The organism is Myxococcus llanfairpwllgwyngyllgogerychwyrndrobwllllantysiliogogogochensis, from assembly GCF_006636215.1.
Lineage (GTDB): Bacteria > Myxococcota > Myxococcia > Myxococcales > Myxococcaceae > Myxococcus > Myxococcus llanfairpwllgwyngyllgogerychwyrndrobwllllantysiliogogogochensis.
Window position 1 is genome coordinate 1 of sequence record NZ_VIFM01000305.1, and the last position, 12,828, is coordinate 12,828.

The 12,828-nt window shown below is 69.2% G+C and carries 7 protein-coding genes and 1 pseudogene; 3 read left to right on the plus strand and 5 right to left on the minus strand.

The annotated features are described in order from the left end of the window. A pseudogene (locus tag FJV41_RS42555) lies at positions 1-769 on the plus strand (FHA domain-containing protein); the annotation flags it as partial. A 94-nt stretch (positions 770-863) separates the two neighbouring features. Next, on the plus strand, positions 864-1,457 hold the full coding sequence (locus tag FJV41_RS42560) for a response regulator (protein WP_141648350.1): 594 nt from the start codon (positions 864-866) through the stop codon (positions 1,455-1,457). Positions 1,458-1,487: 30 nt separating this feature from the next. Here the strand turns inward: FJV41_RS42560 and FJV41_RS42565 are convergent, their stop codons facing one another. The 3 genes from FJV41_RS42565 to FJV41_RS42575 are packed head-to-tail and all read right to left on the minus strand — an operon-like array spanning position 1,488 to position 3,865. Next, a complete protein-coding gene (locus FJV41_RS42565; protein ID WP_141648355.1) occupies positions 1,488-2,252 on the minus strand; it encodes an enoyl-CoA hydratase/isomerase family protein in 765 nt (254 codons plus the stop codon). A gap of 5 nt (positions 2,253-2,257) precedes the next feature. Next, positions 2,258-2,470, minus strand: a complete 213-nt coding sequence (locus tag FJV41_RS54300; RefSeq protein WP_141648351.1) for a biotin/lipoyl-binding carrier protein — start codon at positions 2,468-2,470, stop codon at positions 2,258-2,260. 42 nt (positions 2,471-2,512) lie between these two features. After that, positions 2,513-3,865 carry an acetyl-CoA carboxylase biotin carboxylase subunit gene (locus tag FJV41_RS42575; RefSeq protein WP_141648352.1) on the minus strand — a complete coding sequence of 451 codons (1,353 nt, stop codon included), beginning with the start codon at positions 3,863-3,865 and terminating at the stop codon, positions 2,513-2,515. A 141-nt stretch (positions 3,866-4,006) separates the two neighbouring features. Between FJV41_RS42575 and FJV41_RS42580 the strand changes: the two genes are divergently transcribed. Then, on the plus strand, positions 4,007-4,390 hold the full coding sequence (locus tag FJV41_RS42580; protein ID WP_246137771.1) for a hypothetical protein: 384 nt from the start codon (positions 4,007-4,009) through the stop codon (positions 4,388-4,390). Between the two features lie 19 nt (positions 4,391-4,409). Here FJV41_RS42580 and ftsZ read toward each other — a convergent pair whose 3' ends face one another. Continuing rightward, complete coding sequence (ftsZ, locus tag FJV41_RS42585; protein ID WP_141648353.1) at positions 4,410-5,636, minus strand: cell division protein FtsZ; 1,227 nt, start codon at positions 5,634-5,636, stop codon at positions 4,410-4,412. Positions 5,637-6,078: 442 nt separating this feature from the next. Beyond that, positions 6,079-12,732, minus strand: a complete 6,654-nt coding sequence (locus tag FJV41_RS42590; protein ID WP_181791317.1) for an Ig-like domain-containing protein — start codon at positions 12,730-12,732, stop codon at positions 6,079-6,081. Positions 12,733-12,828: the final 96 nt, after the last annotated feature.

The window sequence follows — 12,828 nt, forward strand, 5'->3', positions numbered from 1 at the left end:
CGCCCCTCCCGTGAAGCCGCCCGAGGACACCCGGGTTCCGCCGACGGCGCAGACCGGGACGACGGCCCCACCGGAGACCCCGCCCGAGCCGGTGAAGCCGACGACCGAAGAGTTCGTGGCCGCGGCGCTCAAGGCGTTCGAAGCCCTGGACTTCAAGGGCGCCCGGGCCGAGCTGGAGAAGACCCGCGGCGCGGACGGAAAGTACCCCCGCGACGCGAAGAAGCTCCTGGACGACGTGGCGGTCGAAGAGGTCGTCGAGACCGAACTCAACAAGGCCAAGCAGGCGCTGGATGCGAACAGGCCCGATGAGGCGAAGGCGCCGCTCGAAGCCAGCGCGAAGACCAAGCTCTATACCGCGCGGTATACGTCGCTGAAGGCCCAGTACGATGCGAAGCTGAAGGAGCTCGAAGCGGCCAGGGCGAAGCCTCCTCCGGCGGCGGTGCCGGCCGCCGGGAAGGAAGAGCCCCCGCCTGTCGCCAACGCCGCGGACGCGCTCAACGAGCAGACCGGTCAGCTCGTGGCGCGTGCTGGCGCGCTCATCAAGAAGCAGAAGTACCGAGAGGCGCTCGCCGTCGCCGACCAATGCGCCAAGCTGGATGGAGAGAACCCCGACTGCCATCTCATGCTGGGCATCGCCAAAGCCCGGCTCGACGAGATTGACGACGGCGCGAAGCACTACCGGAGGTTCCTGGAACTCGCACCGGCCGACCATCCCTATCGCAAGGGCGTCGAGTCACAACTGAAAGACTACGACGGCAGAAAGCAGTAAAACCAGGGAGGAGAACCATCCCCCATCGGCTGCGCGTGCTCGCCCCCTCCCCGAGCCCCAGCTCGACGAAGTTCACCTGCAGCGAGGAGACGCTGTGCAGATTCGCATCCTGGTGGTTGATGACGAGCAGGACAACTGCGACTACCTCAAGCTGGTGCTGACCCGCGAAGGCTACGAGGTCGTGACCACGACGGACCCCACGCAGACAGTGGAGATCCTCCGGGGTTCCGACTTCCACCTCGTCATCCTCGACATGATGATGCCGCAGATGTCGGGGACCGAGGTGCTTGAGCTGATCCGCAAGTACGATACGGACGTTGCCGTCATCGTCGCCACCGCGTACCCCACGGTGGATACGGCGGTCGCTTCGCTCAAGGCCCAGGCTTCTGACTACGTCAAGAAGCCCATGGAGCCGGAGCAGTTCATCACCGCGGTCCGCAACGCCCTCCAGAAGAAGGGCTTGTCCCAGGACCCGGAGGCGGACCTGCACCGCGCCATCGGTCGCACCATCCGCGACGCGCGCAAGACGCAGGAGCTCACGCTCAAGCAGCTCGCGCGACGCACTGGCCTGTCCGTGTCACTGCTGTCCCAGATTGAACGCGCGGAGTCCTCCGCGTCCATCTCGTCGCTCTACAAGATTGCCTCGGCGCTGCAGCTGCGCATGGGCGAGCTGTTCGGCGACACCTGAAGCCCCGACACCGCCTCGCCGGCCGCGTGACTAGCGGCCGGTGAAGCGGGGCGGACGCTTCTCCAGGAAGGCCGCACGCCCTTCCTTCGCGTCCTCGCTCCCAAACGCCGTCGCGCGAAGCGCTCTGAGCCTCGCCTGCTCCGCGTCACGCAGTGGCGCCCGCGACAGCAGCCCGAAGGACTCCTTCATCCCCGACACCGCGCCCGGTGCATGGCCCGCCAGCGTCGCGCACAGCGCGAAGGCCTGGGCCTCAGCGTCGTCCTCGCACGCGTCGAGCAGTCCCCAGTCCAGCGCCTCACGCGCATCCAGCTTCCGCGCCGTGAGGAAGAGCTGCTTCGCCCGGGACAGGCCCACCAGGCGCGTCGCCCGCGCCAGGCCCTCCGGCGAGTAGACGATGCCCAGCTTCGCCGGGGGCATGAGGAAGACGGTGTCCGGCGCGCCCACCCGGAAGTCGCACGAGGCCGCCAGGTCGAAGCCCGCGCCCACGGCCGCCCCCTGCACCAGCGCCACGCTGGGCACGGGGTGGTGCTCCAGCTTGAGCAGACACTCCACCAGCGCGTCATCCGGCAGGCGCCCGTCCGCACCCGGTGGCCCCAGGTGCGTCAAGTCGTAGCCCGCGCAGAAGGTACCGCCCGCGCCCCGCACCAGCAGCACCCGCACGTGTGGCGCGGGCTCCAGCGCCGCGTCCAACCGGGCCAGCATCGCGTCATTCAGCGCGTTGCGCCGGGCCGGGTTGGACAGCGTCAACACCCGAACGCCGCCCTCGCGGTCTTCCACCTCCACCGAGGGCTCCACCACGACTACCCGAGCACCACGAGGACATCACCCTCGTTGACGGACTGAGCCTCCTTGCACCGAATCTCCTTCACGGTGCCGGCCTCGGTCGTCTCCACCGGCATCTCCATCTTCATGGACTCGAGGATGACCAGCGTGTCGCCCTCTTTGACTTGCTGGCCGACCTGCACCTCGATCTTCCACACGGTGCCGGTGATATGCGCCGCAACATCCGCCATAAGTCCGTTCCTCCAAAGGGGTGATGAAGTTGGAGCCTGCCACTACGCCGGCTTCGCGTGATGCTCCAGGAAATGCGTATCCAGCTCGCCGGCCTTGAAGGCCGCATCCTGAACGATTCGCAGGTGGAGCGGGATGTTCGTCTTGATGCCTTCGATGCGGAAGTCCTGCAGCGCCGTCACCGAGCGCTCAATCGCCTCCGCGCGCGTGGCGCCGGAGATGATGAGTTTGGCGATGAGCGGGTCGTAGTTCGGCGTGACGGTGTTGCCCTCGGCATAGCCCGCGTCCAGGCGCACGCCCTCGCCCGTGGGAGGCTGGAACACCTTCAGCGGCCCCGGTGACGGGAAGAACTTCACCGGGTCCTCCGCGTAGATGCGGAACTCCAGCGCCGCCCCGCGCCGCTTCACGTCCTCCTGCTTCACCGTGAGGTGCTCGCCCGCGGCGATGCGCAGCTGCCAGCCGATGAGGTCCAGCCCCGTGGTCAGCTCCGTCACCGGGTGCTCCACCTGGAGCCGCGCGTTCATCTCGATGAAGTAGACCTGTCCGTCCGAGTACAGGAACTCCACCGTGCCCGCGTTGGCGTAGCCGAACGTCTTGGCCGCCGTCACGGCCGCGGTGAAGAGCGTCTGGGCCAGCTCCGCGTTCTTCCCGTCCGCGAACAGCACGGACGGCGCCTCCTCCACCACCTTCTGGTGGCGCCGCTGGATGGAGCACTCGCGCTCCAGGCAGTGGATGAGGTGGCCGTGGTGGTCTCCCAGAATCTGCACCTCGATGTGGCGCGGCGCGGGGAAGTAGCGCTCCAGGTACACGCCCTCACGGCCGAAGGCGGACTTCGCCCGGTCCGTGCACTGGCGGAACACCTTCTCCAGCTCGGCGGGGTTGTTCGCCGCCGCCATGCCGATGCCGCCGCCGCCGCCCGCGGCCTTGCACAACACCGGGTAGCCGATGCGCTCGGCCTCGGCCAGCGCGGTGGCCACGTCCGGCACCAGACCCTCGCTGCCGGGCACCACGGGGACACCCGCCGCGGACACCAGCTTGCGCGCCTGGCTTTTGTCCTTCATCCGCGCCATGGCCTCCGGCGGCGGACCCACGAAGATGAGTCCCGCGTCCTGGCACGCCTGGGCGAACTCTCCGTTTTCGGACAGAAACCCGTAGCCGGGGTGCACGGCCTGGGCGCCCGTCTTCTTCGCGGCCTCGAGAATCGCGGGGATGCTCAGGTAGCTGTCCTTCGCCGGAGCGGGGCCGATGCGCACGGCCTCGTCCGCTTCCTTCACGAACGGCAGCTCCGCGTCCGGGTCCGAGTACACGGCCACCGTCTTGAGCCCCATCTGCCGGGCCGCCGCGCCGATGCGACGGGCGATTTCTCCCCGGTTGGCGATGAGCAACTTCTGGAACATGGCGCGTGCCCTCGTGTGCGGAAGGGCGGCGAACCTAACCCCCGCCCCCCTCCCTGACAAGGGCGCGGGCAGGCGTGCAACAGGTCCCTACAGTCCAGTAAATTTGCGGCTCTACAAAGGCATGACGTACCTTGCCACACCGTGAAGCCCACCTCTTCCTCAGGCACCGGCGTTGGCGTGGTCGACCTCCATGGCGCTCGCCGCGCGCGTCGGTTGGACCTCTACCGGACCCGCCAGTCGGACCGCGTCCGCAGCGTCCGAGGCACGCTCGAAGCCCTCACGCAGAGCGGCACGCTCTTCACCCAGGAAGGTACGCGCCGAGGGCTGTCGCTCCTCAAGGCGCTCCAGTTGCTGCAGCGCGCCAGTGCCCGGCTGGAGGAGCTGGCCGGTGGCGGCGTGATTCCGGCGCCCCGCAAGCAGGAGCGCATCGACGCGCTGTATGAAGAGCTGGACACCCTCTTCACCCGCGCGGACAAGCTGGCCGGGCGTGACGAGGCGAGCGTGGCGCGGTTGCCCGCCCGCTGAGCCCCGCGTCGCCTGACGGCTACGGCAGCTCGGTCTGCCCCTGGCGGCGCAGGAAGGTGGGGATGTCGAACTGGTCCTCGTCCAGGGGGAGCGCGGAGTCCTTCACCACGGCGGTCCGGTTGCTGACGGACTTGTTGTTGTCCACGGCCGCCAGCGGACGGGAAGCGCCGCTCTTGGCGGGCACCAGGCTGGCCACTTCCTCGCGCACGCTGTGGATGAGCACCGACTGCTGCGCGGGCCGCGCCAGGGGAACCTGCACCACCGGCGTCACCGTGCGCACCTTGGGCGCGTCGCGGTGGACGAAGCCCGTGGCGATGATGGTGATCTTCACCTCATCCTGAATCTGGTCGTCGATGAGCGAGCCGAAGATGATCTCCGCCTCGCTGTCCGCCGCGTCGTGGACCAGGGTCAACGCCTCGTTGACCTCCTGGAGCGTCATGTCCCGACCGCCGGTGATGTTGATGAGCAGGCCCGTGGCGCCGTCGATGGAGACGTCCTCCAGCAGCGGGCTGGAGATGGCCTGCTGCATGGCGGTGAGCGCGCGCTTGTCGCCGGACGAGTGCCCGGTGCCCATGAGCGCCAGGCCCTTGTCGCTCATGATGGTCTTCACGTCGGCGAAGTCGACGTTGATGTAGCCGTGGTACTGGATGAGGTCGCTGATGCCCTGCACGGCATTCAGCAGCACCTCATCGGCGCGCTTGAAGGTCTCCAGGAGCGGCATCGGCTCGTTGGAGAGCGACAGCAGGCGCTGGTTCGGAATGGTGATGAGCGTGTCCACCGCGGCCTTGAGCTCGACGATGCCCTGCTCGGCCTGCTTGCGGCGCTTGTTGCCCTCGAAGAGGAAGGGCTTGGTGACGACGCCCACCGTGAGGCAACCCAGGCTCTTGGCGATGTCGGCGATGATGGGCGCCGCGCCCGTGCCGGTGCCGCCGCCCATGCCCGCCGTGACGAAGACCATGTCGGCGCCCTCGAGCACCGCGGCAATCTGGTCTCGCGACTCCAGCGCGGCCTCGCGGCCCATCTCCGGGTTGGCGCCGGCGCCCAGGCCCTTGGTCAGCGTCTGGCCCAGCTGCAGCCGCGTGGGCGCCTTGCTGGCGGCCAACGCCTGGATATCGGTGTTGGCGGCGATGAAGTCCACGCGGTCCAGCTTGGACAGAATCATCGTGTTGACCGCGTTGCAGCCGGCCCCACCCGCCCCGACGACCCGAATCTTGGCGGCCTGCTTGTTCTGATCGAACTGGTCCATGGCGGTCCTTTCGGCAGGCGTCGCGCGATGCAGCGCGCAAGCCTCCAACCTCCGCAATCATCAGCAAGTCCGGATCTTTGGCAAGTATTCCGCTACGCACATGTAGCGGGATGGCGCGGCGCCGAGTCCTGACGCGGACTTACGCAGCGGCCCCGAAAGCAGGCAGCGCGGCGTGGCGGGTCCACTTCGCCCCTTGACTCGCGCTGGATGGCGCACCCTGGCAGGTCTCCCCGCATCGGCGCCACCCCTTTCCCCCCTGTTCCACGACACACGTGGAGGGTCTTCACGGAGCGTCACGCGCCCCCGACTCCGGGTGGTGGACGGACCTCCCATGAAAAACCGAGGGTGGCCCCGGACGACTTGCCGGAACCACCCCCGCGTCAACGGCTTTGGCTGTCAGCCCCGGGGCACCACGGTGGGCGCCCGGGGCGGCGCGACGACATCAGGGGGCCACGCGCTCCACTTCCACCTTGCCGATGCGGACGATGTTGAACTCCACGCGCCGGTTGTTCTCGCGGCCCTTCGCCGTCTTGTTGGTGTCGACGGGCTTCGTCTCACCGTAGCCCTGCGACTCCAGGCGGGCGGCGTCGATGCCCTCCTTCACCAGGAAGGCACGCACGTTGGCGGCGCGGCGCTTGGACAGGTCCAGGTTGGACGCGTCGTTGCCCTGGTCATCCGTGTGCCCCTCCACCCGCAACAGCTCCACCTGCGGGTTGGCGCGCAGCACCGCGGCCACCTGCTTCAGCAGCGGGAAGGAGCGCGGGAGGATGATGTCCTTGCCCGTGGCGAAGTAGACCTTCTCCAGGATGAGGATGCGCTCGCCATCCACCTGGACCTTCACCTTGCCCTTGTCGGGGCAGCCGTCCTCGTCCGCCACGCCGTTGATGACCTCGGGCTCGTTGGGGCACTTGTCCGCGACGTCGGGGATGCCGTCCTTGTCGTTATCCGGGTCCGGGCAGCCGTCCCCATCCTGGAAGCCGTCCTTGTCCTCGGGCTGGTTCGGGCACTTGTCGTCCGGGTCGAAGAGGCCATCGCCATCCGTGTCCACGGGCGGAGCCTCGTCGGGGCAGCCGTCCTCGTCCTGGAAGCCGTTCTTCGTCTCCGGCTCGTTCACGCACTTGTCGTCGCCATCGAGGATGCCGTCCTGGTCATTGTCCGGGTCCGGGCAGCCATCCGCGTCCTCGAAGCCGTCCTTGTCCTCGGGCTGCGTGGGGCACTTGTCGTCCGGGTCGTAGAGGCCGTCGCCGTCCGTGTCCACCGGCGGAGGAGGCGCCGCCTTCTTCGGCTCGGGCGGAGGGCTGTAGCCGAAGCCCGCCAGCAGCCGGTAGCCCGGCGTGCCGTAGCCCCGGGTGAGGCCCGGTCCACCGCCCAGGTGCGCCGTGAAACCGCTCACCGCGCGGTACTTCAGCGCGGCCAGCAGCTCCAGCGGGCTCTCCTCCGTGTCCTGCTCGTCCAGGCCGATGGCGCCAATCACCGTCGCCTCGGCGGACAGCGGCAGGCGGCCCAGCGTGAAGGGAATCTCCGTGCCCAGGCCGTAGGTGAACGCATTGCCCGCCGTCAGGTTGCGCAGCACCTGCTTCTCGCGGATGTCCACACCGACGTTGGCGGCGAAGCGGACCTTCTCGCCGTACTCGGCCACCAGCTTGGGCTGCACGCTCACCCCGGAACCGCCGAGGAAGTCGTTGCCACCCGCCGTGGGAAGCGACACCGGCACCGCCAGCGCGAGGCCGAAGCGCTCCCCATCAATCAGGCGCGCCTTCGGAACCAGTCGCAGGTCGCCGATACCACCGCCGCCCACGCCCTGCGAGAAGGACGAGTCCACCTGCGGCGCCGGGTCCGAGCCCTGAATCGTCACGGGCAGAATCACGCCGATTTCGAAGCGGTCGAACAGACCCACCGCGCCCATCAGGTCGATTCCCAGCTGACGGCTCACCAGCGCGGTGATGAACCGGTCCGAGCGAGGGTCCAGGAAGTTGAGCGGCTTGCTCCCGTAGTTGAGAGACAGGCCGAGGTTCAACCCCAGGTGGCGCTGCACGCGGGCGCTGTGGATGCCGAGGATGTCCTCGGCGCCCGGGCCCGGCTTGAAGCGCTGCACGTCGATGGACTGCGACACGGGGCCCGGCGTCGTCACCTGCGCATGGGCAGGCTGGGCCGCGAGCGTACCCGCGAGGACCAGGCCTCCGGTGACGGCCGCCGCCACGCCCCGCGACGAGCGCCCCGCCACGCGGCGGAGGCGACCGAACAGGGGCAGCGCCAGGAACAGCAGCGCCAGCGGAGCGAAGGTGCCCGCCCCGCCCGTGCTGCAGCCACGGCCCACGACGACGAAGTCGTCATCGCCGTTCAGCGGGTTGGAGCCCCCGTTGACCTCGTCACCGTCGCTCGCACCACCCGCGTCGGTGTCGCGGTTGTTCGGGTCCGTCTCGCCGGTGTCGAAGCCACCGTTGTGGTTGGCGTCCTCCCGGCCGTCGTTCAGGCCGTCCCCGTCCGTGTCCGGGTTGAGGGGGTTCGTCGCATTGGTACCCGTGACTTCCACGCCGTCGTTCAGGTCGTCGTCGTCCGTGTCGGCGTCGTTCGGGTCCGTCTCCGTGGCATCCACGCGACCGTTGTGGTCCGCGTCCTCCCGGCCGTCGTTCAGGCCATCACCATCCGTGTCCGGATTCGTCGGGTCGGTGGTGGTGGTGGGGTCCAGGTCCGGCTCGAAGTTCGGCGAGTCGACGTTGGTGCCCGGAGGCGCCGTCTCCCGCGTCACGCCGCTCTCCGTGCCGTCGTTGATGCCGTCGTTGTCGCTGTCCGGATCCAACGCGTCGATGGTGCCGTCCCCATCCGTGTCGGTGAGGGCCTCATCGCCGTCCGGCACGCCGTCGTCGTCCGTGTCCGCATCATGCGGATCCATGCCGAGCTCGATTTCGCGCTCGTCGCTCACGCCGTCCAGGTCGGAGTCCACGTCGTCCGCGGCCAGGTTCGGGTCCGTCTCGCCCGGGTCGATGCGGCCGTTGTGGTTCGCGTCCTCCACGCCGTCACGCACGCTGCCGCCGTCCGTGTCCGGGTTGAGGGGGTTGGTGACGGTGGTCGGGTCCGCATCGGGGATGAAGACCGTCGCGTCGGTGTCCGAGCCCTCGGGCACGGTCTGGCCCAACTCCGTGCCGTCCTGGATGCCGTCGCCGTCCGTGTCCGCCTCGTTCGGGTCGGTCTCGTCCGCGTCGACGATGCCGTCGTGGTCCTTGTCCTCGGTGCCGTCCATCAGACCGTCGTCATCCGAGTCGTCGTCGAGCGGATCCGTCCCGCCGACTTCCACCTCGATGCCGTCCGACACGCCGTCGCCGTCCGTGTCCGGGTTGTTCGGGTCCGTGCCGATGGCAATCTCCTCCGTGTCCGTCAGGCCGTCACCGTCCGTGTCCAGGCCAATGGACCAGATGAAGTGGGCAGGCGTGGGGTCCACGTCGCCGTCCGCGTCCACCGCGCGCACCTGGAAGGTGTGCGTTCCCTCGGGCAGGCCCGTGAAGTTGATGGGGCTGGTGCAGGGGGTGAAGGCCGCGCCGTCGAGCGAGCACTCGAAGGTGTCACGCGGGTCTCCCGTGACGGAGTTGAAGCTGAACTCCGCGTCGGTGCTGGCGGTGTTCACGGGCGGGCTCGCGGTGATGCGCGTGTCCGGCACGGAGTTCACCGTGAAGGTGTTCGTGTCCGTGGCGGTGTTGCCATTCACATCCTCCGCCGTGGCCGTCACCGAGTGCGGCCCGTCGACCAGCGGCGTGGTCACCGGCACCGACCAGCTGCCGTCGACACCCGCCGTCGCCGTACCCACCGTGGTGCCGTCCACCACCACCGTCACCGTGGCGCCCGGCTCCGCCGTACCCGAGTACGTCACCACCGGGTTGGTCACCGTGGAGCCCTCCGCCGGCGTGGTGATGCTCACCGACGTCGTGGCGTCCACCGTGAAGGCGTTGGTGTCCGTCGCGGTGTTGCCCTGGGCGTCTTCCGCCGAGGCCGTCACCGAGTGCGCTCCATCCGCCAGCTCCGCCGCCACCGGCACGGACCAGCTGCCGTTCGCCGCCGCCGTCACCGTGCCCACCACCGTGCCGTCCACCGTGACAGTCACCGTGGCGCCCGGCTCCGCGGTCCCCACGTACGTCACCACTCCGTCGGTCAGCACCGCGCCCTCGGCGGGAGTGGTGATGCTCACCGTCGTGGCCGTGTCCACCGTGAAGGTGTTCGTGTCCGTCGCGGTGTTGCCGTCGCCGTCCTCGGCGGTGGCCACCACCGTGTGCGAGCCGTCCGTCAGCGTCGTGGCCACCGGCACCGACCAGCTGCCATCGACACCCGCCGTCACCGTGCCCATCACCGTGCCGTCCACCGTGACAGTCACCGTGGCGCCCGGCTCCGCCGTACCCGAGTACGTCACCACCGGGTTGCCGACCGTCGAGCCGTCCGCCGGCGTGGCGATGTTCACGTTCGTCGACGTGTTCACCGTGAAGTTGTTCGTGTCCGTGGCGGTGTTGCCGAATGCGTCCTCGGCCGTGGCCGTCACCGTGTGGGGACCTTCGCCCAGCGACGAGTTGCCCGGCACCGACCAACTGCCGTTCGCGGCCGCCGTCACCGTGCCCACCACCGTGCCGTCCACGGTGACAGTCACCGTGGCGCCCGGCTCCGCCGTACCCGAGTACGTCACCATCGGGTCGCTGATGGTCGAGCCATCCGCAGGCGTGGTGATGCTCACGTTCGTCGACGTGTCCACCGTGAAGGTGTTCGTGTCCGTCGCGGTGTTGCCGTTCGCGTCCTCGGCCGTGGCCGTCACCGTGTGAGGACCTTCACCCAGCGACGAGTTGCCCGGCACCGACCAGCTGCCGTTCGCCGCCGCCGTCGTCGTGCCCACCACCGTACCATCCACTTCCACCGTCACCGTGGCGCCCGGCTCCGCCGTCCCCGAGTACGTCACCATCGGGTCGCTGATGGTCGAGCCATCCGCGGGCGTGGTGATGCTCACGTTCGTCGACGCGTCCACCGTGAAGGTGTTCGTGTCCATCGCGGTGTTGCCGCTCGCGTCCTCGGCCGTGGCCGTCACCGAGTGAGGACCGTCGCCCAGCGACGAATTGCCCGGCACCGACCAGGTGCCGTTCGCCGCCGCCGTCGTCGTGCCCACCGTATTGCCGTCCACCACCACCGTCACGGTGGCGCCCGGCTCCGCGGTGCCCGAGTACGTCACCGCGCCGTCGTCCAGCACCGCGCCTTCCGCCGGCGTGGTGATGCTCACGTTCGTCGTCCCATCCACCGTGAAGGCGTTGGTGTCCGTCGCGGTGTGGTTCAGCGCATCCGTCGCCGTCGCCGTCACCGAGTGCGGCCCATCCGGCAGCGCCGCGGCCACGGGCACCGACCAGATTCCGTTCGCCGGCACCGTCACAGTGCCCACCGTGGCGCCGTCGACACGCACCACCACCGTGGAGCCCGGCTCACCCGTGCCCGAGTACGTCACCACTCCGTCGGTCAGCACCGCACCCTCGGCCGGCGTCGTCACGCTCACGAACGTGCCCGTGTCCACCGTGAAGGTGTTGGTGTCCGTCGCGGTGTGGTTCAGCGCATCCGTCGCCGTCGCCGTCACCGAGTGCGCGCCGTCCGCCAGCGCCGCGGCCACCGGCACCGACCAGGTGCCATTCGCCGCCGCCGTCACCGTGCCCACCGTATTCCCGTCGACAGTCACCACCACCGTGGAGCCCGGCTCCGCGGTACCCGAGTACGTCACCACGCCGTTGGTCAGCACCGCGCCCTCGGCCGGCGTCGTCACGCTCACGAACGTGCCCGTGTCCACCGTGAAGGTGTTCGTGTCCGTCGCGGTGTGGTTCGAGGCATCCGTCGCCGTCGCCGTCACCGAGTGCGGCCCATCCGCCAGCGGCGTCGCCACCGGCACCGACCAGGTGCCGTTCGCCGCCGCCGTCACCGTGCCCACCGTAGTGCCATCCACCACCACCGCCACCGAGGCGCCGGGCTCCGCAGTTCCCGAGTACGTCACCACACCGTTGGTCAGCACCGCACCCTCGGCCGGCGTCGTGACACTCACCGACGTCGCCGTGTCCACCGTGAAGGTGGACGTCGTGGCCGTGCTCGTACGGGTCGCATCCTGGGACACGACCGAGATGTTGTAGACGCCGTCCGTCACCGCGACGGGAATCGGGAACGTCCAGTTACCGCCGGTCACGGCGATGGCCGGGTACGTCACGCCATTCAGCGTGAGCACCACGGACGTGGCACCGCCCGACGCCGTGCCAGTGATTTGCGTTGGCGCGGTCGTGAGCACCGCGTTGTTCGCCGGAGTGACGACGACCGGCGGAGGCAGCGCGTTCTGCACCGTGAAGGTGTTGGTGTTGCTGACCATGCTCGAGGCGCCGTTCAGCACGGACACGGCATTCACCGTGTGCACGCCCGTCGTCAGGTCCACGACCGGCGTGTACGTGAAGTTGCCCGCGGCATCCGCCGTGACGGTGGCCAGCACCACGCCGTCCACGGAGATGACGACCGAGGAGTTCGGGGTCGCAGTGCCAGTGATGGGAGGACGCACGCCCGTGGTGGAGCCGTTGGCGGGCGTCACGACCACCGGGGCCGACGGCGTCACGAAGGGGCCCGCCAGGGTGGTGATGACACCGGGACTGCCCGCGATGGCGCCGTAGGTGAGGCCATCCGGAGCGCCCGCCGTGGGCTGCGTGCCCGGGATGCCCCCCGCGACGGAGGGGGAGCAATTCATCGTGCCGCCCTGGAGCAGGATGTGACCACCACCACCGCCGCCGCCCGTGCCGTGCTCAGGGAAGACCGTGCTGCCGCCGTTACCGCCGCGCGCCAACACCAGGTTGTTGCCGCAGGTCAACGCACCCGTGACGCGCAGATAAATCGTTCCACCCGAGCCACCTCCACCCGCCGCGTCGTTGGCATCCTCGCGAGCGTTTTCACCCGCCACGCCATTGGAGGAAATCGTCCCCGCGCCAGCCAGCGAAGCCGCGCGAATGAACACGATGCCGCCCGCCGCGCTGCCGCCGCCGCCAAAGTCGTCGTTGCTATGACCCGCACCGCCACCACCACCGAAGAGCAGATGGTCCACCGCGCTGAAGTCCATGCGCGTGCCGCCCAGACCGCCCACGTCACGAGAGGGAGCAGGAGCGCCAGTCGTGGCATGAGTATCGCCACTCCATGTGCGGCCGCCCTTGCCACC

Coding starts and splice junctions, on each gene's coding strand:
- FJV41_RS54300 (WP_141648351.1), bottom strand. CDS start 2,470: ATGGCGGATGTTGCGGCGCATATCACCGGCACCGTGTGGAAGATCGAG.
- FJV41_RS42575 (WP_141648352.1), bottom strand. CDS start 3,865: ATGTTCCAGAAGTTGCTCATCGCCAACCGGGGAGAAATCGCCCGTCGC.
- ftsZ (WP_141648353.1), bottom strand. CDS start 5,636: ATGGACCAGTTCGATCAGAACAAGCAGGCCGCCAAGATTCGGGTCGTC.
- FJV41_RS42590 (WP_181791317.1), bottom strand. CDS start 12,732: ATGGACTTCAGCGCGGTGGACCATCTGCTCTTCGGTGGTGGTGGCGGT.